Below are 25,704 nucleotides of genomic sequence, written 5' to 3' on the forward strand. Positions count from 1 at the left end.
CATCAAGGATGCTATGCTAAAGTAGCTGTATAGCATCCATTTTTGATAGAAGATTATGATAAAGTATATTTCAATTGAAAATTTTAGATGTTTTCACCAAAGTACATTTAAAGAATTCTCGCACGTAAATCTAATTGGCGGTTTAAACAACTCTGGAAAATCAGCCCTTCTTGAGGCTATTTTACTTTTATTATCACCTCAACTTGAAACCATAACTTTATTAAACAAATACAGAAATGAACTCGTAACAAAAAAGAATACATTTGATAAGACTTGGGATTATCTATTTTTTAATGCAAACAAATTAGAACCGATTAAGTTGAAGACATTAAGTGATAGATATAATTATGAATATTGTTTAGCAATAAAAAAATCTGAAAATGATCAATTCAATAATGTTGCTTTTTATGAAAAATTAAAAAATTCAAAAGAAGAGAGTTTAGAAAGGGCTATAAAAGATTTCGAACTTTTCACCCAAAAACAAAATATTATTCATTCATTAGATTTATATATTACAGATGATGAGCTTAACAACTCATTTATGGGAAGTTTTAGTTTTACTGATTCAGGTAGATTAACAATGTTGGAAACACCAACATATCTATTTAATGAAGTAGCATATCGCCCAGCTAAACAAGTAATTACACCCAATCAACTTTCGAAACTTTTGGATATTTCAGTTGATAAGGGACATTTAAATGAAATAATGGAAACTATTCAAATTATTGATGACTCGATTATCGATATTAGAGTAGTAGAAAATAAAGTTTTATTATCCCGTGACCGAGTATCATATTTACCTATTAGTCTTTTTGGTGATGCTATTACATCAACGCTTTATATGATCTTAACTTTATTTAGTGTAGATGAAGGGGGATACCTATTAATTGATGAGGTTGAAAATGGTATTCATCACTCTAAACAACTTAACTTTATTAGACATATTTGTAATTTAGCATTTAAAAGAAATATCCAAATCTTTATGACTACACATAGTGCTGAATTCATTAAGAGCTTTAATGAATATTCATTAGAAAATGAAGGTACGAAACTTCGCTATTTAGAACTTGTGAGAACACGTAAAAATAGAATAATTAGTAATATAATTGAACCTGAAGTTCTTGAATATAAAATAAATCATTCAAAAAATTTTCGTGGTGAGTAACAATTATGAACCATAAGATTATTGTAGAAAGTTTTAATGATCAGGCTATATATGCTCATGTTTTAAAAAATTTCTGTACATCAAATACTGATGTAGAAACTTTTACAGATGGTTTAGACTGGATTGAACTCGCAGGTTTAGAACGGACTAAATTAATCACTAAATTGAAAGACATTCGTTCAGAATTGATAAGAGCACAAGAAATCACAAAAATTGGAATCATTATTGATTTAGATGATTCATCAGTAGAAGAGAGGATAAAATTTTTAAATGAACTTTGCTCTGAAGCATTTGAATTAACTATTGATATAGAAAAAGTAAGTGAATTTAAGCTTTATGAAATTCCTGAACAAGATATTGAATTTAAATTAGCTTATTGTTTTAGTGGTTTAAATGGTCAAGGGGAACTCGAACATCTTTTGAAAGAAATAGCAGATACTAGTAACTCTCACCATGCAAATTGTCTAGAAACTGGCTGGAAACAATGTCTTGCCTCTAAAGGAATTATTGTGAGGGATAAGGATTTAAGAAAATTATGGATGGATTTTTATAAAAGAATGGATTGCTTATCTCATAAGGAAAGAAAGCAAGCAAAGCAAAATGTGCAATGGGATACATTTTTATCGCTTTACCCCGAAAAATTTGATTTCTCTAAAGATATACCAGAGTTAAATGACCTCAGACAATTTCTTACGTTTTTTGGTTAAAAGTTAAAGTTTACTTATAGGGATCTTTTATAGATCCCTTTATTTTTTGCGTTAAATAAGTTCTTTAATTTCTTCTAAACTTTTCGATGGCTCAAACCACATAAAATCATAATCAGCTACATCATGAATATAAAACGGATCATTTTTCATAATCTCTTCAGCCTCTTGAATCGAAGAGCTTAGAACTAAAATTACCCCACCTACTCTATTTTCTCGGCGCCCTGATGCCAGAAATTTCTTTTGCTCATAGTAATGATCTAAAAATGCAATATGTTCTTTGAGTACAGCGTCAACTTCGGTCAATGGTTTTTTATAGTTGAGGGTAACAACAATCATCTCATTCTCTTAAAGCAAGTAGCGCATGACATAGCTTATTCGATAGTACGCCGATTCCCCCAATTCATCCACACTAAACTTCCCACAATAATTACTCCACCTAGCAGCACCATCATTGATGGTTTTTCATTTAAGAAAAGAACCGCCAAACTCATGGCGACAATCGGCGAGCAATACAAAAAATTCGATGCAATCGTTAACGGCATATTTTTAAGTACATAGCCCCAAAGCACATACGCCATCGCACTTGAGAAAATACCCAATAAGACAACCGACATATTGGCTTTCCAAGTAGCATGTAAAACTTCATTGGCTAAATTAGCGCTATAAAACAGTAAAGGAATGGTCCCAAACCAAATGATGTAGCACATCATGCTCAAGGCATCATAATTTAAAGCAAATTTTTTATATAAATTAAAATAAAGCCCCCATGCAATTGCAGCTAGAATAATCAATAAACTATAAGGACTCGGCATGCCAAAACCATGATCTCCACTGACCACCAACACGGCACCACAAAGCCCTAGCAAAATACACAACCACTGTTTGAACCGAATATGCTCTTTAAAAACCAAAGCTGAAATAATAAAAGTGAATAGCGGAATAGATTGACTCAAAATACTAGATGCGACCGCGGTTACATATTGCTGCCCTGTATTTATAAGCAAATGATGAAGCGTTACAGAAAAAAACCCTAATACAGCAAGTGCAGGAGCATCTTTCCAATTTAAAGGTTGAATGCCTTTTTTCATGACCAAAAGCAGTAAAAAAAACGATGCAATCAAAAAGCGAAGCAAGGCAATATGCTGCGGTGTATATGAATGCAAAGTACTATGTACTCCAATAGGTGAATAGCCCCAACAAAAAACGGTTACAGCAATACATAAGTAAATCTTAAATGCTGGAGGCTGGGTTTCGGCAGCAAGAGAAATTGCCATGTTAAATCTGCACTAATGAAATGGAACTCTTTCATCATATGCGCATAGATAGTTGAATAAAATTAACTTATATTGAGTTAAATATTCATTAAAAGTGAATGATTAAATATGGATATTACCCAGTTAAAAATGTTTCAAACCGTGGTTGAATGCGGAACCATGGCTAAAGCATCACTACAACTACATTGCGTACCCTCCAATATCACTGCACGCATTAAGCAACTTGAAGAAGAACTAGGCGCACCGCTGTTTTATCGTGAAGGAAAAAGCTTAAAACTCACCCCATCAGGAGAAATCTTTCTCGATTATTGCCATAAAATTTTAGCGCTATGCGATGAAGCGAAACGAAGTATTCATCCAGATGCACCGCCCTCTGGTCCATTAAAAATTGGGGCTATTGAATCTTCTGCTACGACTCGCCTACCCAATTTACTTGCGAAATATCATCAACGTTTTCCAGAGGTTTCTATTCAAATTATTACTGGCACATGGAAACAGCTATTAGTCGATATTTCTCAGCACAAACTTGATGGTGCAATTGTCGCAGGCAATATTGAGTTTCCTATGCTCAATAAACTCAGTATTTATCAAGAAGACATGGTCTTAATTGCATCTCATTCTTTGGGAGAAATTCATTGCCAAGAAGACCTGATTGGCAAAGAAATTTTTATGTGGACTGAAGGCTGTCCTTACCGTGCAGCTCTTGAAGAATGGCTTAAACTGAAGAATATCTCTCTCCCTATCACCAGTATTACCAGTTATGCCACCATTATTGGGTGTGTCAGTGCGGGTTCTGGCGTGGCGTTAGTGCCTAAGAGTATTTATGAACAATATAAAAATTTAGCGCATATTCAAAGTTATAAATTTGAATACCTTGCCTTTATGCAAAATCATTTTTTCTGGCATAAAAATGTGAGTAACCATAAAGCGAGAGACATGTTTATAGAATTGATAAAGTCTGAGTTTTGTTTATAAAGCATTTAGGTAATGATGCTATTCCCTTCAAATGATGATTTCTCGTAATCAAATCGTATGGGTTTTATCTCATGTCTGCACAAGATTTATTTTTAACAGTAAGATCAGCTATCCATATTTTGATAGTCATTGGGGAGATTAATCCAAAATGAAAGCCATAAAAATTTTATGTATTACAAGCTCTATCTTGGTTTCATCATCTCTCTTTGCTGAAACACCTCAACCTCAACAAGTGAATGAAGCAACTTCCAAGATAATGCCTTATGGCGATAATCCAAGCTTAGGCCGCGTACTGTTATATAAAACAGGAAAAGGCATACAAAATTTAGGAGATTCTATTCAAGGCGCTTCTGAAAAAACTTCAAATAAAATTAGTGAAAAATGGAAAGATACGAAAGAATTTACCGCCGAAAAAGCAGAAGTTGTTCAACAAAAAGCGGATACGGCCAAAGTATTTACTGAACAGAAAATAGAACAAGCGAAGCAAAATATCACCAGCAGTAGAAACGGTGAAAATATTCCAATCGAACAAGGTGAGCTAAGTAAATCTAGTACGACTGCCAATTAAAATTAAATCAGAGTAGCACGATCATATCGCGCTTCCAAAGAAACACACTTTAAAAAAGACATACATCCACTACAAAGAGCTAGGAACCTGCCTTATGAACAGTCAAAAACTTCTCTTTTCTACCCTGTGCTGCTTAGCATTAACTGCATGTGCAACTACCGCACCTCTTTCTTCTTATCCTCAGGCACAAGTTTTAGAACAAGATACCAATATCGAAGCTTATCCAACCACCACAGGCAATGTAGCCAAGCTCATTAAACACGATAAGCAAGCTTGTATGATTGAATTTACGGGTTATTTAGGTGGTGGACAAGTAACTGAACATTGGATTTTTAATAATAAAGGTCTGATTTCAGCTCAATCATTTACAGAACAATATCCAGACTCTTCTGGCATATTAAGTCAAGCGACCAATTCGACAACCAAAAGCTCTACCACTTTTAATATCCAAGATCCCGAAATTCAAAATAATTTCAAAAAACTTCAAAGTAATTTTAGTAAAGACAACTTAGCAAAGTGTGATTAAGGCTTTTTCATAAAAAAACTCGTTGCAGAAGTTATCTTTTGCAACGAGCCATAGCCATTTAAATTTTTTGGACCTAATAAAAAATTATAAATATGCTATTTAGTTAACGGTTAAACCATTGGTTGCCGCCAGTAAATCAATCCGTGGGAAAACCAAGCCCGTTCTTGAGTCAGTAATAGGTTTACCCGTAGCTTTTAACCGACTAATGGTTTGATCGATACTTTCAGTTGGACTCACACTATTCGCTCTCAATAGAGCAATCGCGCCTGCCACATGTGGTGTCGCTTGAGAGGTACCGCCCATGGTATAGCCACCTGCGGTAATCATTGCACCCGGCGCCAATAAAGTCACAAGGCTTCCCCCATTACTAAAGCAGGCTACCTTATCTGCTGCTGTAGTAGGGTCAGAACATTTCACGGGGTTACCCCATGACACACCACCAATATTACTATCATAAACAGCGCCTACCCTTACTGCCCCTGCCACACAAGCAGGAGATGAAATTCCGTCAGGGAAGGCATCATTACCAGAGGCTACAACCGGAACCACGCCAGCAGCTCGCGCATTGGCAAATGCTGTTCCATAACTGCTATCGCTACACTCAGAGGTATATTTGACTCCCGGCACACCAAGGCTCAAATTCACCGCTTTAATATTATAGGTTTGTGCATTGTTTACAGCCCAGTTAATCCCCGCGAGAATATCACTATCATAAGCGGTGCTTACCCACTTACCTTGCGATCTGACCTTTCTAAATACATCAATACCAATAATTTTAGTTTTAGTAGCGACTTTCGACACAATAGCGGAAACGTTACTACCATGCCCATCATCATCCAAAGTGCCATCATCTGGTGCACTATCAAAAGAATAAACCACACGGCAAGTACTTGATGGAGTATTCACAGCGGTACATCCGAAATCTGAATGTAGATAATTTACCCCTGTATCCAGCACAGCAACACTAGATCCCTCCCCCGTAAAACCATTGGTATTGGCTTGTGGTTGATTAATCAAAGGCAAACTTTCAGTAGTTGTAGTACGGTTAATACGGTTTGGATAAACTGCTTTAACGTTCGGATCATTTAATAAAGATACTAAAGCCTCACGGTTACTAATCCGATAAAAAGCCAAAGGTAGGTTATTGTAATCCCGAAGTACTTGTACACCGCCGGCACGATTAAACCTTGTCTGAAGATTCTTTTTATTTGTAGCAATATAACTTCGCCGTTCTAAACCGGAAGGTACGCTCGATAAAGGAATATTGTATTCGACAATTAAATCGTTTGAATCATTACTAACCAAGGCATTTAAATCTATTTTACCTTGGAATACTTTTTGTTTTGCTGCCTGACTTAACCGCTGTTTGGCCCCTTTGGAGTCCAAAGGAAGAGCGGACGCAGTTGTACTGAAAATTGTACATAGACCTAATAGAAACAACGTTTTACTTTGCATTATTTTTCTCCGTAGTTTTTCAACTAACAATTTGCTTATTTCGCTTTTATTTCATTTGCTGGATCTTTTTCTGGATCAATCGGTTGAATCGAAGGATCACTTTTTGTGTCATAGAAAGGAACGGCATCTGCTGATACCGGTTGAGAGTGGTTTGAATTTAAAGATACGTTTTTAAGTTGAGTAGGCTCCTTAAGTTTAGAAAGGGAAGATGAAGTATCTGGTTGCGGTGAATTCGTCTCATGTAAAGCAGAATTGAACACATCAGATGCACCGCTTGTGGGTTTAAAATAAAGAACAACGGCGATCAAGCCGACTATTACAAGTAGGGAAGCTATAATTTTCATCATTTAAGATCTCTGTTCTTTTGTTTATAGACATCTATATTTACTTTTGATTATTCGAAATAAAGAGACATTTCTTGAGTTACATTTCATGTGAAATTTCTATTTCGTAAAATGTATAAACATGAGAAAAGCTAAAATATCTTTTCTCGAATAAGCAAAAATACAGTTCTGCCCTTTACGTTTATATTTCTGGCAGAATAAGGTTCAAAAAAGTGCTAAAAAAGCACTCTATTCTCATAATAAGCAATTATTATGCCGTTTCCTCCAATAAATAATGAGAAACACATCACATTTAGAGATATAGGCATGTATCACATGAACAACGATAGAAAAATTTAGGAGACGAAGGTTAAAAAGCTGTAAGATGAAAATAGGACCAGCTTAATAAGAATAACTAAAAAATAAATGTTCTTTTTCACTTTATTATTAATTTTTATTAATCTTCACAATTTATCCCTAGTCTGTTTACTCAATGTAACACTGTTGTAACGTTTTGATGAAGTGAGTTCCCAAGCTCATATTTCCTTAGCTATGATGCGATTGCGTTTATGAAATACCTCACTAAAAGGGTATATTCTTTGAAGGATATCGCAATGAAAATGATGAAAACAGCTATCGTTACTGCAAGTGTACTTGCTTCTGCCTCTATTTTTGCACAAAGTGCGGGCGTTAATGCAGGTGCATCTGCTCAAGTCAACGTACAACCAGGTGGTCTTGTTAGTGGCGTAGCCAATACAGTCAAAAATACTGCACATACTGTAGGGAACACAGCAAAACATGCTGGTCACGTAGCTGCTGACACAACCGTTAAAGCTACAAAAAAAACAACAGGTAAAGTAACTGAACTTTCTTCTAAAGCTGCTACTGGCACTAAACATGTAGCAAGTGAAGCTGTAACTGGTACTAAACATTTTGCTACCGAAGCAGCTACAGGTACAAAAAATTTAGCGACTAAGGCTGCAACTGGCACTAAAAACCTAGCAGTTGAAGCTAAAGCAGATACAAAAGCGCATCTTGATGCTGTAAAAACTAAGGTAGCAGAAAAACAAGCTGACCAAAAAGAATTTACTGCTGAAAAACAGGCCGATGCTCAAGCACGTGTAGATGCTGTTAAAGCTCGTGTAGCACAAAATCAAGCTGAGCAAAAAGAATTCGTTGCTGACACTAAAGCTGATGCTCAAGCAAAATTAAATACAGCTCAACCAGCTCATGGAGTTAACGCTCAAACAGGTGTAAACGTTGGTGTTAATGTTGCTGGTATTAATGCAAATGCAAACGTAAATGCAGGCGCTCAAGCGTCTACACAAAAAGGCGAAAAGAAATCTTTTATTAAAGGTCTTTTCGGTACTAACTAATTAAGTTAGCAATAAAAAAAGGGCGATTCATCGCCCTTTTTTTATTTGTCTAAAATTAACTATTCAGATTGTTTCAGTTAAAACCAGGCCTGCACGTAAACCGATCTTCACATTCGGGTTTGGGAATAAAATCCAGACCTGATCTTGTTCAACTACATAGTTACCAGAAGGCTGAGTCGCAATGATTTCGCCTTTAGTAAAAGTTGAAAAGTTTGGAGCCTCAGCAGATAAATTCATGTGGAACTCTTCATCTTTTTTTATTAAAGAGTCAGATACCTGAAACACACGAATTTTTGGTTTATTACGCACTGGTAAAGCTTGCTCAGAAACCACATTACGAATGACTTCATCAATTGAAGCAAATTGACTCAAGTCATTTTGTCCAAATGGCAATGCTTTACCTAACTCTAAAGTTGCACTCGCCGCCTTAAAATTCTCACTCGTAAAATGGGTAAACGTTTTACCTACCGCATTATGATAAACCAAAGCATCCAAATCAGCTGCTTCAAGACTTGCCGTTAAATCAGCATCATAGCCATGCGTTTGATATGGAAATAAAGCAAATGTTGGCAGTAATGAAGCCCGAATTGCTGTGTGCAAATCATAATGATAACGTTTTGCCTGACTCGAACTTTCCTGAAAGAAAGTGGCAACAGTCTGCTCTAAAACCTCAGCACGCTTAGATTCTTCAGTTACAGGCAGATTTTTATACCCACCACAGAACATACGGTTTACATCGTCATGTACATAACGCTTGCCTTGACGCATCGCATAGGGATTACCCAATACAAGCAATAATCTCACCGCAAGCTTTAAACGCCCAGCAAATAAATCGGTGCAAAGATGAGATAGCAATTCAATTGGTGCCGTTTCATTCCCATGTACTCCAGCTGACAGTACGACAGCTTTGTCGTACTGCGCATGTGGTGTACATTCAAGAAGTCCCTCACCTAACCAACGCCAAGAAAAATTTGCTTGTTTTCCCTCGCGCGTTGCAGGTTGCTCACCTTGTAAGGTTAATGCTAGAAAATCTTGCATGTCACCTCCTCATTATTTTTGGAAAGGATAAACCGAACCTAAACCTAAAATTTTAGTCAGTTCATCAAGTGCCATTCGGCTTTCCATGAGTAAATGCGGATCTGCCAAATCTTCTTGTGCTAAACGATCGCGATAGTGTTTATCTACCCACTGATTAAGCGTCATAAACAATTGATCATTCATGAAAACTTTTGGATTTACGGCATTTAATTCGGTTTCATTTAATGCTACACGTAAACGCAAACAAGCCGGACCACCACCGTTACGCATACTTTCACGCAAGTCATAAACCTGAATTGCATCAATTGGTGTACCCATTTGAATCATGTCATTCAAATAGCTCCATACTGCAGCATTTTGGCGAGACTCTTCTGGCACAACAATGGTCATTCCACCATCTGGACGAGTCAGGATCTGACTATTAAATAAATATGTTGCAACAGCATCGTCCACAGTCACACGGTTTTCAGGCACTTCAATTGAAATAAAGTCTTCACCGATGCTTGCCATTTTCTGACGAATTTCGGCAAATGCCTGATCTTGATTTAAAAATGCATGTTGATGGTGGAATAAAACCTGCTGGTTACTTACCGCAATTACATCATTATGGAAAACACCCTGATCAATCACATCCGGGTTTTGCTGAACAAAAACGGTATGTGCTTCATCTAAACGGTGCAAACGTGCAATGGCCTCGCTCGCTTCACGTGTCTGACGTGCAGGATAACGTTTTGGTCCCGGTAAACCATTATTTAAATGTTGTTGACCATAAACAAACACCTGAACACCACGTTTAGCATAATCACCACCTAAACGATTGTGATTTGCTGCCCCTTCATCACCGAACAAAGCCACTTGCGGTAAAGCTTCATGGTGTACAAAATGACGTTCATTTTTAAAGATCGCTTGTAAAACTTGGCTTGTAGTTTCAGCTTCAATTGAACGGTGAAATTTATTGTTCAGGTTAGCCGTTGTAAAATGCACGCGCTCATCTTGGCTATCAGCCGAAGGTGAAACTGTCGCAGCATTTGCAGTCCACATTGGAGAAGCTGAGCTTAAAGATGACAGTAGCTCTGGTGAATAACGCATTGCTTGAGCCACAACACTAATGTCATCTCCGGTAAAACCTAAACGGCGTAACATCGGAACATGTGGACGCTCATGCGGAGCAAGTACTCCTTGTTTCATGCCCATGTCAGCCAAAGCTTTCATTTTTAATAAGCCTTGTTTCGCCGCCAATTTTGGGTTAGATAAATTATTACGGTTTTTGGTCGATGCTTCATTACCAAAAGACAAACCCGCATAGTGATGTGTTGGTCCCACTAAACCATCAAAATTTACTTCATATCCTTTCATTTTTTCTTTCCCTAGTGTTAAGGCAACACAATCCCTGGAGATAATTTTTCTGGCAACGTCAAGCTTTCACTTTCGAGTGAAGCCATTGGCCAAGCACAGTAGTCAGCAGCATAAAATGCACTTGCACGGTGATTACCTGAAGCTCCTACACCACCAAATGGTGCTGCACTCGATGCTCCTGTTAATGGTTTGTTCCAGTTTACAATTCCGGCACGCGCTTCAATGAGTAAGTCATCAAACAATTCACGTTTTGGAGAAACCAAACCAACCGACAAGCCAAAACGAGTTGCATTGGCAATTTTTAATGCTTCATCAAAACTGTCATAACGCTGAATAGTGGTAAGCGGACCAAAATATTCTTCATCTGGAATACCCGCCACACCTGTTACGTCAATAATGCCTGGAGTAAGTAATGAGCTGTCTTCTTGAGGACGTGTCATTGGCAACAAGCTTTTTGCACCAAGCTCAAGCAACTTTTGCTGAGCATTCATCATGTTTGTTGCAGCAGCCGATGAAATTACGCCGCCCATAAATGGTTGTTGCTCATCGTTCCAACGACCAACTTTTAAGTTTTTAGCAACCTCAACAAAACGTTGAATAAATGCATCGCCTTGCACACCATTTTTTACCAAGATACGGCGCGCACATGTACAACGCTGCCCTGCCGAAACAAATGCAGATTGAATAGTGAGGTTAACAACAGCATCCATATTTTCGATTTCATCGATAATCAATGCATTATTGCCGCCCATTTCAAGCGCAAGAATTTTCTCAGGAGCACCCGCCATTTGTTTGTGTAGGTGATAACCTGTGTTTGCACTTCCAGTAAACAAGAGGCCATCAATTTCATGTGAGGCAGCTAGCGCTTCACCCGTGGTACGACCACCTTGCACCAAATTCATTACACCATTTGGCAAACCGGCTTGTTGCCAAAGTTTTACAGTTTCTTCAGCAGTCCAAGGCGTTAATTCACTTGGTTTGAATACAACTGTGTTACCAGCAAGTAACGCAGGAACAATATGTCCGTTCGGCAAGTGGCCCGGGAAGTTATATGGACCAAAAACTGCAAGTACGCCATGTGGGCGGTGACGTAAAGATGCCACACCATCTGCCATTTCAGTTGAGCTTTCACCGGTACGTTGGTGATAAGCACGAATCGAAATTGCAACCTTGCCAATCATTGACTGAACTTCAGTTAATGTTTCCCAAAAAGGTTTACTGGTTTCTTGGCTAATCACTTCCGCTAAATGCTTTTTATTTTCTTCAAGCAAAGCTGCAAACTTTTCTACAATCGCCACACGCTCAGCAAAAGGTAAACGCGCCCACGCTGGGAATGCTGTACGAGCAGCTTGGTAAGCTTTCTCAACATCACTAGCCGTAGCTTCAGCGCCTGACCATACAGTTTGGTTATCAACCGGGTTTGTTTTTACAAATGTTGTACCGCTGCCTTGTAACCAGACACCGTTTATAAATAAAGAGTTTGACATCAGGATACTTCCATAGGATTTAGTGATAACACACGAACAGCGTGACCTTCTTGTACACCGAGTTTTTCAGCTTGTTCATGCGTTAAATTTAAAGTGTTATCTACGAGATCAAGCTTCAATAACATGGCCCGATAGTCGTGGTAATTATCATTGGCAACAAGGTATTGTGTTTTACCCACTGTTGCCTCATTGGTAATTTTGACGTTTAAGAGTTGACTTTCTTTGACTGCACGCAACTCATCAATATTGGCTTCAATAGTTGGACCCGCATCAAAAATATCGACATACCCTTGATAACGTAAACCTTCTGATTCAAGCACATGATAAGCAGGCAAAGTATGTGGATGCATTTTTCCAATCACTTCTTGCGCATCTTTTGGCAAAAGGTCGACATAGACTGGAAAACGTGGCATCAGCTCGGCAATAAAAACTTTTTGGCCAATACCACTTAAATAGTCTGCAGTTGAGAAATCCATATTGAAAAAATGGTGCCCAATCGCATCCCAAAAAGGTGAACATCCATTTTCATCAGAGTAGCCACGCATTTCCGCAATTAATTTTTTCTCAAAATATTGCTTAAATGCTGCGATAAACATAAAACGGATTTTCGATAAGAATTTACCGTTTTGGTTTTCACGGCGTTCCGGATCTAAAAATAATGTACAGAGCTCACTACTTCCTGTTCTGTCATTACTTAAAAATAAAGTCGGTAATGACTTATATACGTTTAATGCTTTTGAAGCGTGTACTTGTGTTCCCACATGAAAGTTGTACCAAGGTTCAATTAAACCTACAGCAACCTCAATTGCACTTACACCAATAACACGTTGAGCTTCGGTATCTTCCAGAACAAACAAATATCCCTGTTCGCTCTTATGAACATTGCCATTTAAAGTATTGCGAGTACGTGAAATTCGAGCCGAAAGCGTATCCATATTTTGTGGCAAGGAAGTCAGACCAACACCTGACTTACCTGCTAATTTATAAATATCTTCAAGGTCTCGAAACTCGGCATGACGGACAATCATCATGGCTAGCTTTCCTTTTTTTTATTTAGCCAACTTTGCCAAAGCTCTTTTTAAACGAGCAATCCCTTCATCAATATCTTGTTCAGGAATAATTAGAGAAGGAGTGAAACGAACCACGTTAGGTCCTGCGATTAAAGCGAGTAATCCTTCTTCGCCTGCCCATGTGGTAATGTCTTTCGCTTTACCTGCATATTCAGCTTTTAGTACACAGCCAATCAATAAACCTTGACCACGAATTTCATCAAATACTTGATATTCAGCATTTAAAGTATTTAATGCATCAAGGAAATATTGATGACGGTGTTTCACACCTTCAAGTACTTCTAGTGTATTAATAAACTCAAAAACTGCACCTGCAACTGCACTTGCTAACGGGTTACCGCCGTAAGTCGTACCGTGTGTGCCTACAGAAAAATGCGGCGCAAATTTATCAGTTGTTAACATTGCACCGACCGGGAAACCACCGCCCAATGCTTTTGCAGTTGTTAACACATCTGGAACCACACCGTAGTTCATGTAGGCATAAAGTGCACCCGTACGACCTACACCAGTTTGTACTTCATCAAAAATAAGTAAGGCACCAAACTGATCACACAGTTCACGTAAACCTTTTAAAAACTCGATATCAGCTGGAATTACCCCGCCTTCACCTTGTACAGGCTCTACAATTACTGCACAAGTTTGTTCATTAATGACGGCTTTAGCTGCTTCTAAATCATTATAAGCAACGTGGCTAATGCCGTTTGGAAGTGGTGCAAAGTCTTGTGAATATTTAGGTTGGCCACCCGCTGAAACGGTAAATAAGGTACGGCCGTGGAAAGCATTGTTAAATGCCACAATGCCACTTTTACCTGCAACACCGCTGTCGAGTCCAACTTTACGAGCCAGTTTTAAAGCTGCCTCATTCGCTTCTGCACCTGAGTTACAGAAGAATACTTTATCGGCAAATGTATTTTCAGTGAGTTGTTTAGCAAGGCGTAGTACTGGTTCATTGGTATAGCCATTACCGACGTGCCAAAGTTTTTTTGCTTGTTCTGTTAACGCATTGACTGCCACTGGATGCGCATGACCTAATGCATTTACTGCAATCCCGCCTGCAAAATCGATATATTCTTTATTTTCTTGATCCCAGATACGTGAACCTTCACCACGTACCGGAATGAAATTTGCCGGTGCAAATACTGGAACCATCCAGTCATTAAAGTTGCTTCGAGTTACAGAAATTGGCTGTTCCATGCTTACCTCAGTATCTATTTAATTTATTTAATCTGTCTTACTGTCTTTAATTTAATTCATTTAGAAAAAGGGACCGAACAAATAACCCTATAACATCCTTTATATTTGCTCGGTCCACCTTTCCTAAAAGGTAGTTTCCTCAGATTAGCCTGGGAAAATACCGCGTTCTTTACGAGCTTTTAAGATACGCTCACATGCCAAGATGTAAGCTGCTGTACGTAAAGTACAAGCATTCTTATTCGCTGTATTCCAAACGTCATCCATTGCTTGAACCATCAACTTGTCTAAACGCTCGTTGATTTCTTCTTCGCTCCAGAAATAGCTCGCCATGTCTTGAACCCATTCGAAGTAACTTACAGTTACACCGCCGGCGTTACATACCACGTCAGGAACTACAACAATGCCACGCTCAACCAATACATCTTCAGCTTTAGGATAAGTCGGACCGTTCGCGCCTTCTAAAATCAACTTAGCTTTAAGTTTTTCAGCACGCTCAACTGTAATTTGGCCTTCTAATGCAGCAGGAATAATGATGTCTACTTCTGCAGTCCAGAAATCTTCATCTGCAATTGCTTGTGCACCAGCAAAACCACCAACACCTTGGTTTGCATTTACGTGATCACGTAGCGCAACAAGATCAATACCATCAGCATTGAAAATTGTGCCAGTGTGGTCTTGAACGTGAGTGATTTTTGCTTTTGATTCAACAAATAAGAAAGCAGCTTCACTACCTACATTACCAAAACCTTGAACAGCAACTTTTGCGCCTTCAATTGGTAAGTTGATTTTTGCAGCAACTTCACGACCAGTAACGAATACACCGCGACCAGTTGCTTTCACACGACCTAAAGAGCCGCCTAAGTGAACTGGTTTACCAGTTACAACACCAGTCACTGTGTGACCTTGGCTAGTAGAGTAGGTATCCATCATCCAACCCATAATATTGGCATTTGTACCAACGTCTGGAGCAGGAATGTCTTTTTGAGGTCCGATAATGTGACCAATTTCAGTCGTATAACGGCGAGTTAAACGCTCTAATTCACGATTTGATAATTTACGTGGGTCAACACGGATACCACCTTTTGCACCACCAAATGGCAAGTTCAAAACTGCAGTTTTAATTGTCATCCATGCAGACAATGCCATCACTTCATTTAAGTCAACATTTGGATGGTAACGAACACCACCTTTACCAGGACCACGAGACAAGTTGTGTTGTACACGGTAGCCTTCAAAGTGCTGGATTGAACCGTCGTCCATTACAATTGGCACGTCCACAATAAGCGCACGCTTAGGACGTTTTAATGTATCGATATAATCAGCTAAATGTTCTAAGTATGGCGCTACACGGTCAATTTGAGCCAAGTAAGTTTGCCATGCATCGCTATGTTCGTTTACGTATGAAAGATCTGACATCTTTTTTCCTATCTACCTACACAGACTCAGATGTGATAAATCTGCAGTCTTTATTATTCAGCAACCAAAACCTTGCAATAACAATGTTTTGATTTATTTATAAAATCTTCAGCTCTTCTAAAGCTTTAGACCTTTTAAATTCCATCTTGTGATATCAAAAGTACGATTTACTTTTATATATCGATATCTTTTACAATATTCTTTTGCCTCATCTGCCATTTATAAAAAGTCTTTATAAAAGCAAAAGTTCCACCGCAACCAACTCAAATAAGTCGACTGGAAATAAGTACAAAAGAGGTGACATAACCGTTTGGGAGTTAAAAAGAACTAGGGTTCATGAAACAAAAAAACCATAAGTCCCTAAAATTATTTTTGACTAATCGATAGATCCCTCCATTAGTCTTTTTAAATAAAAATTGTTCAGTAATACTGCAAGTTTCACATCACTACTCAAGCGAGTTAATCAAGCCTTCATATAGACATAAAATCTTTAAGTAAATATAGCACAGAGCAAGTTAATTTAGAACATTTTAAAATAAACAAGCAGAGAAAAAATAATCAATTTTCTCTATTTTTTATAATAAAAAAGTAACCAGACCTACAAAAACACTACACTATAATAATTTTATTTTATGGAAATTAAAAAAATATTAAAATTAAAAATGATTAAAAAATTACCATTTAATAACAACAACTTAATTAACAAAAAATTTCAAAAAATTCTTAAAATTTCTATAAATTTTCATAATATTTATTCAGTTTCTCTAATTCAAAACAAAGATATATAAATATTTAAACAATCTCTTTATTAAATAACCATGATAAACATATACTTATTTAAAAACTTATAATAATTAGCTATTAATAATATTCCGACAAGTGGTTAATTTATGTGTCAATATTTGCTTTTATTATCAAAACAAAAAAAACATTTTCAAAAAAAATATATAAAACTCACTTTAAAGCTCAAGTTACGCCCATGAAAAAAGGCCCCATAAGGAGCCTTCAATCAACACAACCAAGTAAGCAAAAGACTTAGTTTTGAGCTATATCTTTTTTACGATAAAAGATGAAATAGCTGACATAGCATAGCAAGATAAAAATAATGCAGCAGATAAAGCCCACTTGCATAGAAGGATCAAATACCATACTGATACAAGTAACTATACAGAATAGCCCGCCTACAATTGGAGTAAGAGGAAAAAGTGGTGCAGCGAAACGTAGATCTTTTACTGTTTTTCCTGACTTATACCACTGTCTACGGAAGTTAAATTGCGAAATACAAATTGCAATCCAAACGACAACCATTGTAAAAGCAGCAACACCCAACAAATTTTTAAAAATTGTTTCTGGTGCAAATTGTTCTGAAAGCAATCCTGGAATAGCACCAAACATGGTGACAATAATGGCAATAATAGGTGTTCCAGACGGCGTGAGTTTCGCGAAAATTTTAGGTAATTGATTTTTTGCTGAAAGCGACCACATCATACGTGATGCAGCAAATAGACCCGAATTAGCAGCTGAAAGTAAAGCCGTAATAATTACGAAACGGATAATATCCTCTGCATACGGAATACCAATGTAATTAAATACAGTCACAAATGGGCTACTGCTCACATCATTTGCACTAAGACCTGCTAGGTGGTATGGCAATAGTGAGCTAATCACTACAATCGTACCAACAAAGAAAATCAATAAGCGCCAAATAGCCGCATTAATTGCCTTAGGAACTGTTTTTGCTGGATTCTCAGCTTCGCCAGCCGCCACCCCAATTAATTCTGTGCCAGAAAATGCAAAGTTAACGATAAGCATAGTGGCAAAAATTGGGAAAAGACCATTTGGGAACCAACCATGAGCAGTCAAATTACTGAACAATGGTGCTGTTTCATGCCCCTGATAAGGAATAAAGCCAAAAATCGCCAGTAACCCCAAACCAATAAAACAGATAATGGTGATTACTTTTACAAGCGCCAACCAAAATTCAGACTCTGCAAATAAGCGGGTTGAACTTACATTAAGAAAGAAAACCAAGGCGCCAAAGAAAAGAGTCCAAGCCCACACCGAGGTAGATGGAAACCACTCCTGAACCAACAAGGCCGCAGCGGTAAACTCAGTCCCCAAAGTTGCAGTCCAAGTCAGCCAATATAGCCAAGTAATCATATACCCCGTACCTGGACCGATATAACGCCGTGCGTATTCACCAAAAGAGCCAGACTCAGGGACATGAACCGCTAGCTCACCGAGACACAGCATAACAGTATAGGCAATTAAACCGCCCAAGAAATAAGAGATAATTGCGCCAATTGGACCTGCTTGAGAGATTACGTCGCCAGACCCAAGAAAAAGACCTGTACCTATGGCACCGCCAAGGGAGATCATCACCAAATGTCGAGTACTCATTGCTCGTTTCAAAGGTGCAGAACTTCCATGTTGCGATGCATCATTATTCCGATAATTTAATGATTGCATATAAAAAACTGTAACGACAATTTAGTAAAAAATCATTTTAGGATAAAAAAATAAATATGCAATTATCTTTGAATAGTGGAGTTATTTTAAGCAATCTTTTGCCAACCAAATAAAATATATTTAAAAAACAAAAAATTAATAATTATTAGGATAATTATTGTATTTTAATTAATCTTACATCATTTCTTTAATTTATATAAATTAAAAAATCATACTTTTTAAAATATAATAATTTTTCACTTAATTCACTATACCTACTTTTAGCTCTATCTTTATTTAAAAATTAGACACACTATTTATTTAAATAATGATTTTTAATTTTATATACAAATAAATTGATAAAAAAATATTTTTTAAGCAAAAAATAAAGCTCAAATCTCGAGATTTGAGCTTTATTTAATCGAGGAAATAACTTAGTAACTGGTCAATACAAACTGTTGAGATGGCTGAATGGAACTTTCAACGTAATCACATACACCTTGTTCATCACAATTTAAATTTAATTGCTTATAGCTTAACGCAAAGAAATCAGAATATTGCTTAATAACAAACGGACTCATATCCGAAGTGAGTGCATCACCCTGTTTAAACAATTTAATAATTTTTCGGTCATTCATCCCTAACAAATAAAGTTCATTATTTAATTCAATCTGAACAACCCCAGTGTGTTCTGCCACAATGGGAATCAAATATGATGGGTTTGCCAACACTACATCTACAGCATAGGTTTCAAGCTTTAGATTAATCAAATTAAATACTAGTATTGCATCAAATTGATTTTTCAAACCTTTTTTACGGTTTTCAGCTTGCTGGCTATACTGAATTTTAATTCCAAGCTTCTGAAAATCTTGCTCTGTAGCTTGCTTTGTTTTAATAAGACTACGTGTGACCGCTTGCTTAAGCGGATTGTCTAAATAACGTTCATCTAACTGAAAGTCATTTTGACGCAATATTTTCAATAACATGCTGTCATGGTATGTCAGCACATTTGCAAGAACATTACGATAATAGAACTTGCTTTGTTTTTTGATTTTACGAACTTGTTGATAGAAATATGTTTCATCAAATTCATGCTCAATAAAATCATGTAAAAGGCTTGAGCTTGCCAATACAGATAAAGCTTCATGTCCTGTAAAAGGCAAATGAATTGTATGTAAACTTGGCAAGATCTCTTTTATTTTTAAGTAATGTTCGCGATCAATTGAAAAGTAAGGGTCATAAACAATAATGTATTCACGACTTACATCTACATCTTGCGGCTGAATTTGCATGTCTTTATTCGCGACAGCATTGAAGAACTCAGCATAGCGTCGGTCTTCAACTTGTTCAGGGTCAATTGAATACTGAGGTACAAATGCAATGATTCGATTCATATTTAATAAATTCGAATATTTAATTGCTGCATAGCCACCCATTGAGCCGCCATAACCTACAATATTTTTAAAACGCTGAATAATAGGCAAAATGACTTTTGCCAACTCAATCATACTGGCCTTTGGAAACCATGATTTTTGTTTTGGCATCACTCCAATAACATTGTATTGGTACTTTATTAGAGACTTTTCAGCATTGATAGATAAGCCACTCGCCCGGGTAATCAAATCGCCAAAAGAGAGAACTAATGTATTAGAATCGCCTTGTAAAAAAATGGCTCTAATGTGTTCGTCTTCAAAAATAATTTGCTTATCCATGCTCACACCGAAAGAAAATTTACTCCCACATACATCGTCAAAAATGAAACAAAATAGGTGTTTTGCCAATTTATGATTGCGGAGTATCTTATTTTATAGATGCCAGTCAGATTAAAAAGCGCAAAATATGACACAATCCTTACATCCTGCCGCTCAAAAAGGCTTCAGCTCTGCTGCTGAGCTTTATCAGCAAGTTAGACCAAATTATCCCGTAGAAATAGTAAGTTGGCTACAAGATCGGCTCCAAATACATGAAAATTCTACTGTTATCGATCTTGGATCGGGTACTGGCAAATTCTTACCTTACTTAAAACAGACACATGCCAATATTATTGCAGTAGAGCCAATTGGCGAGATGTTACAACAGCTTCAGCAAGCCTATCCTGATATTAAAACTATACAAGCCTTTAGCCACAATATTCCGGTAAATGACCAACAAATTGATGCTGTCATTTGTGCCCAATCTTTTCATTGGTTTGACAACATAGAAACATTGACCGAAATCCATCGAGTATTAAAACCTCAAGGACATTTAGGACTTGTTTGGAACCAGCGCGATGAAAGTATAGACTGGGTAAAAGCCTTAGCGGATTTTCTACTACCACTTGAAGGTGATACACCTCGTTACCATAGTGAAAGGTGGAAAAAGGTTTTTGAAGAGCAAGATTTATTTACTTTTGACAATTTAAATACTTTTTCGCAATCGCAGCATGGTACTGTCGAACAAGTGGTGAGTAAACGGTTACTTTCAACAAGTTTTATTGCAGCAATGACCGAAAAAGATCAACTACAGCTCAAAGCTCAGTTTGAAAAAATTGTTTATGATTTTACTGGGTTAGGCCCACAAGATCAGATTGATTTTCCATATATTACATATGCATATCATTTTCAAAAAAGTACGTCGTCAAATCATAGAGAATAGGTTCGGTTGAAAGCTATGTTAAAAAAAACGCCTCATATCATCTTAATGTCTTTGCTCAGCTCTAGCCTATTATTGACGGCTTGTAAAAAAGCAGATGAGCCAGCAAAGACTGAGCAACCTCATACAAGTTCATCTACCGATCAGGTCTTAGAAAAACTCAATGAAAGACCAGTGAAGAAATTCCCAGCTACTGCGGATGACGCTCATGATATTGCGCTACTAGAAGATTACGACCGTCGCTTTACTGAAATGAGTGATGAAATGGAAACTGAGCTAGAAAAAATGCATGAGGCAGGTACGCTCACCACAGAATTTGAACAAAAACGTACGCTTGATAATGTGCGCTCAGCATTGACCATGTTAAAAGACCTCGATTTAAAAACTGAACAAGGTCGTTATATTCAGGGCTTACTCTATCAATATTGGGAAAACCAAGAAAAGAACTTTAGTGATAAGCAGGCAAGTAAAGATGAACAGGTCAAACAACTTGCCGACTATTTACAAGCACAAAATCAATTAAAATACTGGAAAGCCTCACAGCAGCATTAATTTAACTACATGCAATAAAAAGCCTTCTTATAAAGAAGGCTTTTTTAATTTAAATATTTTGTTTTTCAACCCAGTGAATGGATTGAACACGGAAGAGTTCACATGCACCATCGCCGGTATCAGTTGGGGTCAAAGATGACTTCCAAACTAAATCTTTATCTTTGATTTCAACCAGATCACCTTTTAAATAAACCAAATCACCACGTTTAACTTGCTTAATTTGTTGGGCGATTTCAGGGTTTGCAGGAATAATGTGCATATTCGATACCATCTGCATCGCTTGCTCAGCTGGTACAGGTAGTTTTGCTATTTTCCAGTTTAAATAGCGGTCATATTGTTTCACTGAAATATGTCGTGCGATTTCAGGTTGAGCAAATAAACCCCAACTTACCGCATAATCAATCGGTGAAAATTTGGCTTGCTCATCATTGTGATAAATTTTTGAACCTAAAATCCTAAAATTTCCCTGAAATGGTTGTAATACAGAAATTGATTGATCTTTTTCAACTGGAAGCAAGCCATTGGCAATATTGTATTCACTCGAGGTTGATGCAAATGCTGAACCCATGCCTAAAGTCGCCAGCAAAGCTATCATCAAACGTTGTTTTTTCATCGCTTTATACCTCAAATATTGCTAGATCAAATTCATTAGATCTTCGTTTTATGGTAGCTCTAAGGTATGAAAAAAATATCGGAATTTAGTAACAATACAGATCAATTTCGTCTATTTTTGTGCCTAATTAAATAGATTATTAATCTTCAAAATCTATTCTTAAAGTTTCAAAACGAACTTTCCCTTCCTTAATTGCCTGAGCAATCGCTTGCTGCCCTTTTGTTAAACGTGCCCCTCCACTTTTTACATCCAGCAAAATAATTTGAATATCATCGGCAGTCCCGTCTCCATCTCGAAAATCGGTATAGCCATCGAAAATAATATAATCAACCGGGTCGCCCATAAACTTGGCATCACTTGGCAAATACTGAAATTCCGGCAAGACTGGCGCAAATTGTTCTGCCATTTTTCCTTTTAATACGGCGCGGCTCGTATTTACACTTCTCTTTTGTGCTTGGGCAAGGGCTTGTTGATGCTCAAGCTCCAACTCGGCAATATATTGCTCGTATTCAGCCTTGATTCGGCCATTACGGGTATTTGATAAAATAAGCGTCGTGATAATAATACCAATACCAGCACCAATAAGCATGGCCAGCCATACGGACATAAATTTTCCTTAACAAATACACATCATCGCGATAGATGAGCAATCATATCTAAAATTAGGGAGTAGCTTAAACTTTTGTCAAAGGCAGTCATCTACTTCACATAAAAAGATGCTAAGGTATAAGTAGAACAAGTGTGCTGCTGAATATAACTGAATTTATGAAAACGATACTTATTGCAAATCAAAAGGGCGGATGCGGAAAAACCATGACAGCCATTACGTTGGCAACAGCTTTGGCACAAAAAGGATATAAAGTAGCATTGGCAGATTCTGACAACCAGAAATCTTCCTTACAATGGTTAAAACAACGTCCAGATAATGTAGCTGTAATTCAAAGCCTCGACTGGCGTCAAGAAAAATCAATTGGTGATGCACCTAAAAATTTAGACTATTTAATTATTGATGCACCGGGTGCCCTTTCAGGTGATCATGCTGAACAATTAGTCAGCGAAGCCCATGCGATTATTACTCCACTTCAGCCTTCATTTTTCGATATCGACAGTACACGACGTTTTCTCAAGCATTTGCAGGATATTAAGCGTATTCGTAAAGGTAAAGTACAAATTTTACTACTTGCAAACCGAGTTAAACCGAACAGCGCCAGTTCAAAAGATATTCAGCAATTTTTTGAAAAAATCGAACATGAACCTATTGCATGGATTGCCGAGCGTAGTGCTTATGGCAGTTTAGCAATGCAAGGTTTAAGTGTATTTGATAAACCACAAAAGAACTTTATTGCAATTCAAAGCCAGTGGCAGCCTCTTTTAAATAAACTGATTGAAGATAAATCTGAGTGGTTCTAAAACCATCTCTTTATTTTAGGTGGGCAAGATGCAGAAATGAGCACGCCTGCCTAAAATTTGTCTCAGGTCATTTTTCAGTTAATATGACCTTATTCTATTTTAAAAATTAGAGAATTTTGTTCGTGCATCCATACGCTCCTACTTTACAGCGCGTTTTATTGTTTGGGCTGTTTTTTATCCTGATCTTTTTAGGATTTAACATCCTGAAGTACTTTATTGTACCTGTACTTTGGGCTGCCATTATTGCCTACATGACTTGGCCGATTTATTTAAGAATTCAGCATTTTTTTGGTGAAAACCGAAATAATTTAAATGCTACAGTTATGATTAGCTTAGTCATTTTAATTGTTGGCGTGCCATTTACATGTGCTATTTTTATTCTACAACATGAAGGTCGTAACCTTTATTTTGATTTACAGCGTCAAGTCTTTTCAGGTCATTTAAGCGTTCCCGATTTTATTCGTAATCTTCCGTTTATTGGTAAAGAAATATCTCGCACACTCAACGAAATTAACACGGACCCTAATAGTACTATTCAAAATATTGCAGCTTGGGTACAAAGCCATTTAAGTTATGGGCGTGTGTTATTAAATGAAATTAGTAAAAATATCGTCAAACTTTGTTTTGCGATTTTAAGTCTTTTCTTCTTTTATCGTGATGGCCACACGATCTTAACCCAAGTGAGTAAAGCCCTAGAAATGGTGATTGGACCACGTATTCATCATTATCTCGACACAATTTCAGAAACCACACGTGCCGTTGTGTATGGCGTGGGTTTAACTGCAATTGCTCAAGCTGTACTTGCTGGATTAAGTTATTTCGTCGCTGGTGTACCTAACCCAATGGTTCTCACCATTGCAACGTTCTTATTAGCCCTAATTCCGTTTGGTACTCCTGTTTCCTACTTAGGCGTTGGACTATGGTTGTTCTCTCAAGGTCAAACCATGGAAGCTATTGGCGTCATCTTATGGGGTGTGCTGATTGTAAGTAGTTCAGACAACGTGATCCGTCCACTTGTAATCTCTGGTGCGACTCAAATTCCGTTTTTATTGATTATGTTCGGTGTATTGGGTGGAATTGCAAGTTTTGGTTTAGTTGGTCTATTTATTGGCCCTGTTATTTTAGCTGTTTTATTAGCAATTTGGCGTGAATGGCTTCACGAGACAATTGACCCTGAACCCATGCCAAAAACGACCATGATTTATGATTCAGATGATGATTTACCACCATCTAAAAACTAAGCTAATGATTTAAAAATATTTCAAGATACAAAGTGACTATTTAAATTAACTTGTAGGGTTCACGCACCTTTGCTTGAATAAAAAAATCAGATTTATAGTTATAAGGATATCTATAATGCCAGTATTTAATAAAATTGGTGCAGTATGTGCACTGACAGCTTTATTAACGGTTGGTTGTAGCACGGTAAGTAAGACTGTATCTGATACAGCCCATGCACTTACCACAATGCATACTAAAAAAGTGGTGGATGTTAATGAAGTGACAGCCAATGGTATAGGTAAAAAAATTGGTACGATTAGCTTTCAAGATAGTGATAAGGGCTTAATCATTACCCCTGCTTTAGCAGATTTACCAAGTGGTACTCGCGGTTTCCACATCCATGAAAATCCATCTTGTGCCCCTGCTGTTAAAGATGGAAAACCAGGCGCTGCTTTAGCTGCTGGTAGCCACTATAACCCTAACCAAGCCCCACATCATGGTACGCCAACTACCGGGCATTTAGGCGATTTACCAGCATTAGTCGTTGACAATACTGGTGTAGCTACAACTGCTGTTATTGCACCACGTTTAAAACTTGCTGACATTCAAGGTCGCGCTATCATGATCCATGCTGGTGGTGATAACTATTCAGATTCTCCTCTGCCTCTAGGTGGTGGCGGAGCGCGAATCGCATGTGGTGTAATCAAATAAGTGCTATTTTCAAATTGTGGGTATCTAAAAAGATATCCACAATTTTGCTATTTTATTAAGCAACTTAGACTAATTAATTATTATAAAATCTTAAAAAATAAACTGACTTTTTTAGACAAAACGCATAATATTTTTCAAGTAATAAAAATTTAAATACCAATTGTCACGTACCCCCTCTCATTTAGAAA

Annotated in this window: 25 protein-coding genes; 11 read left to right on the forward strand and 14 right to left on the reverse strand. The window is 37.3% G+C overall.

The genetic code is table 11. From position 1 onward, the window contains the following. Positions 1–55 precede the first annotated feature (55 nt). On the forward strand, positions 56–1,165 hold the full coding sequence (locus tag EGT34_RS09345; RefSeq protein ID WP_000598970.1) for an AAA family ATPase: 1,110 nt from the start codon (positions 56–58) through the stop codon (positions 1,163–1,165). Positions 1,166–1,170: 5 nt separating this feature from the next. Beyond that, positions 1,171–1,872: a DUF3226 domain-containing protein gene (locus EGT34_RS09350; protein WP_001015801.1), complete on the forward strand. Its 702-nt coding sequence runs from the start codon at positions 1,171–1,173 to the stop codon at positions 1,870–1,872. 51 nt (positions 1,873–1,923) lie between these two features. Here EGT34_RS09350 and EGT34_RS09355 read toward each other — a convergent pair whose 3' ends face one another. After that, on the reverse strand, positions 1,924–2,208 hold the full coding sequence (locus tag EGT34_RS09355) for a YciI family protein (protein ID WP_000637637.1): 285 nt from the start codon (positions 2,206–2,208) through the stop codon (positions 1,924–1,926). Positions 2,209–2,243: 35 nt separating this feature from the next. Then, positions 2,244–3,146 (reverse strand): DMT family transporter, encoded by a 903-nt coding sequence (locus EGT34_RS09360; protein ID WP_001018277.1) that lies wholly within the window; start codon positions 3,144–3,146, stop codon positions 2,244–2,246. A gap of 108 nt (positions 3,147–3,254) precedes the next feature. Here EGT34_RS09360 and EGT34_RS09365 point away from each other — a divergent pair, with 108 nt between their 5' ends. The 3 genes from EGT34_RS09365 to EGT34_RS09375 all read left to right on the forward strand — a co-directional run bounded on the left by EGT34_RS09365 (position 3,255) and on the right by EGT34_RS09375 (position 5,215). Continuing rightward, positions 3,255–4,121 (forward strand): LysR family transcriptional regulator, encoded by an 867-nt coding sequence (locus EGT34_RS09365; RefSeq protein ID WP_000355649.1) that lies wholly within the window; start codon positions 3,255–3,257, stop codon positions 4,119–4,121. Positions 4,122–4,269: 148 nt separating this feature from the next. Further along, positions 4,270–4,689, forward strand: a complete 420-nt coding sequence (locus EGT34_RS09370) for a hypothetical protein (protein ID WP_024437242.1) — start codon at positions 4,270–4,272, stop codon at positions 4,687–4,689. A 94-nt stretch (positions 4,690–4,783) separates the two neighbouring features. Beyond that, a complete protein-coding gene (locus EGT34_RS09375) occupies positions 4,784–5,215 on the forward strand; it encodes a hypothetical protein (protein WP_001088069.1) in 432 nt (143 codons plus the stop codon). Positions 5,216–5,314: 99 nt separating this feature from the next. On the opposite strand, the gene EGT34_RS09380 is transcribed toward EGT34_RS09375, so the two are convergent. Together EGT34_RS09380 and EGT34_RS09385 are read right to left on the reverse strand one after the other, a co-directional pair. Beyond that, on the reverse strand, positions 5,315–6,670 hold the full coding sequence (locus EGT34_RS09380) for a S8 family serine peptidase (RefSeq protein ID WP_001190935.1): 1,356 nt from the start codon (positions 6,668–6,670) through the stop codon (positions 5,315–5,317). Positions 6,671–6,705: 35 nt separating this feature from the next. Continuing rightward, complete coding sequence (locus EGT34_RS09385; RefSeq protein ID WP_073392686.1) at positions 6,706–7,014, reverse strand: hypothetical protein; 309 nt, start codon at positions 7,012–7,014, stop codon at positions 6,706–6,708. A gap of 593 nt (positions 7,015–7,607) precedes the next feature. Between EGT34_RS09385 and EGT34_RS09390 the strand changes: the two genes are divergently transcribed. After that, on the forward strand, positions 7,608–8,369 hold the full coding sequence (locus EGT34_RS09390) for a hypothetical protein (protein WP_000783289.1): 762 nt from the start codon (positions 7,608–7,610) through the stop codon (positions 8,367–8,369). 63 nt (positions 8,370–8,432) lie between these two features. On the opposite strand, the gene astE is transcribed toward EGT34_RS09390, so the two are convergent. The 8 genes from astE to EGT34_RS09430 all read right to left on the reverse strand — a co-directional run bounded on the left by astE (position 8,433) and on the right by EGT34_RS09430 (position 20,090). Beyond that, positions 8,433–9,407, reverse strand: a complete 975-nt coding sequence (astE, locus tag EGT34_RS09395; protein WP_001150818.1) for a succinylglutamate desuccinylase — start codon at positions 9,405–9,407, stop codon at positions 8,433–8,435. Between the two features lie 12 nt (positions 9,408–9,419). Further along, the gene (gene astB / locus EGT34_RS09400; RefSeq protein ID WP_000679453.1) at positions 9,420–10,763 is read right to left on the reverse strand and encodes an N-succinylarginine dihydrolase; all 1,344 of its coding nucleotides are present in this window, start codon (positions 10,761–10,763) and stop codon (positions 9,420–9,422) included. Between the two features lie 17 nt (positions 10,764–10,780). Next, positions 10,781–12,250 carry a succinylglutamate-semialdehyde dehydrogenase gene (gene astD / locus EGT34_RS09405; protein ID WP_000071655.1) on the reverse strand — a complete coding sequence of 490 codons (1,470 nt, stop codon included), beginning with the start codon at positions 12,248–12,250 and terminating at the stop codon, positions 10,781–10,783. Next, positions 12,250–13,281, reverse strand: a complete 1,032-nt coding sequence (gene astA / locus EGT34_RS09410; RefSeq protein ID WP_000973732.1) for an arginine N-succinyltransferase — start codon at positions 13,279–13,281, stop codon at positions 12,250–12,252. Before astA ends, astD begins: the two co-directional genes overlap by 1 nt. Before the next feature lie 18 nt (positions 13,282–13,299). Then, the gene (locus EGT34_RS09415) at positions 13,300–14,514 is read right to left on the reverse strand and encodes an aspartate aminotransferase family protein (RefSeq protein ID WP_000437499.1); all 1,215 of its coding nucleotides are present in this window, start codon (positions 14,512–14,514) and stop codon (positions 13,300–13,302) included. 144 nt (positions 14,515–14,658) lie between these two features. Beyond that, the gene (locus tag EGT34_RS09420) at positions 14,659–15,930 is read right to left on the reverse strand and encodes a Glu/Leu/Phe/Val family dehydrogenase (RefSeq protein WP_001281781.1); all 1,272 of its coding nucleotides are present in this window, start codon (positions 15,928–15,930) and stop codon (positions 14,659–14,661) included. 1,035 nt (positions 15,931–16,965) lie between these two features. Further along, positions 16,966–18,399, reverse strand: coding sequence for an amino acid permease (locus EGT34_RS09425; RefSeq protein ID WP_001191140.1), 1,434 nt, complete (start codon positions 18,397–18,399; stop codon positions 16,966–16,968). Positions 18,400–18,812: 413 nt separating this feature from the next. Then, the gene (locus EGT34_RS09430) at positions 18,813–20,090 is read right to left on the reverse strand and encodes a hypothetical protein (protein WP_000360738.1); all 1,278 of its coding nucleotides are present in this window, start codon (positions 20,088–20,090) and stop codon (positions 18,813–18,815) included. Between the two features lie 127 nt (positions 20,091–20,217). Between EGT34_RS09430 and EGT34_RS09435 the strand changes: the two genes are divergently transcribed. Further along, the gene (locus EGT34_RS09435; RefSeq protein WP_000194461.1) at positions 20,218–21,012 is read left to right on the forward strand and encodes a class I SAM-dependent methyltransferase; all 795 of its coding nucleotides are present in this window, start codon (positions 20,218–20,220) and stop codon (positions 21,010–21,012) included. 15 nt (positions 21,013–21,027) lie between these two features. Next, positions 21,028–21,561, forward strand: coding sequence for a hypothetical protein (locus EGT34_RS09440; protein WP_000915011.1), 534 nt, complete (start codon positions 21,028–21,030; stop codon positions 21,559–21,561). Positions 21,562–21,610: 49 nt separating this feature from the next. On the opposite strand, the gene EGT34_RS09445 is transcribed toward EGT34_RS09440, so the two are convergent. Continuing rightward, positions 21,611–22,174, reverse strand: coding sequence for a hypothetical protein (locus EGT34_RS09445; RefSeq protein WP_000744750.1), 564 nt, complete (start codon positions 22,172–22,174; stop codon positions 21,611–21,613). Positions 22,175–22,313: 139 nt separating this feature from the next. Further along, positions 22,314–22,781: a Holliday junction resolvase-like protein gene (locus tag EGT34_RS09450; RefSeq protein ID WP_000118035.1), complete on the reverse strand. Its 468-nt coding sequence runs from the start codon at positions 22,779–22,781 to the stop codon at positions 22,314–22,316. A 158-nt stretch (positions 22,782–22,939) separates the two neighbouring features. Here EGT34_RS09450 and EGT34_RS09455 point away from each other — a divergent pair, with 158 nt between their 5' ends. From EGT34_RS09455 to sodC, 3 genes are all read left to right on the forward strand, one after another. Then, the gene (locus EGT34_RS09455) at positions 22,940–23,584 is read left to right on the forward strand and encodes a ParA family protein (protein WP_000849145.1); all 645 of its coding nucleotides are present in this window, start codon (positions 22,940–22,942) and stop codon (positions 23,582–23,584) included. A 122-nt stretch (positions 23,585–23,706) separates the two neighbouring features. Then, positions 23,707–24,825, forward strand: a complete 1,119-nt coding sequence (locus EGT34_RS09460; protein WP_000553809.1) for an AI-2E family transporter — start codon at positions 23,707–23,709, stop codon at positions 24,823–24,825. Between the two features lie 115 nt (positions 24,826–24,940). Then, a complete protein-coding gene (sodC, locus tag EGT34_RS09465) occupies positions 24,941–25,516 on the forward strand; it encodes a superoxide dismutase family protein (RefSeq protein WP_001143885.1) in 576 nt (191 codons plus the stop codon). Positions 25,517–25,704: the final 188 nt, after the last annotated feature.

Source organism: Acinetobacter sp. FDAARGOS_558 (genome assembly GCF_003937785.1).
GTDB lineage: Bacteria > Pseudomonadota > Gammaproteobacteria > Pseudomonadales > Moraxellaceae > Acinetobacter > Acinetobacter baumannii.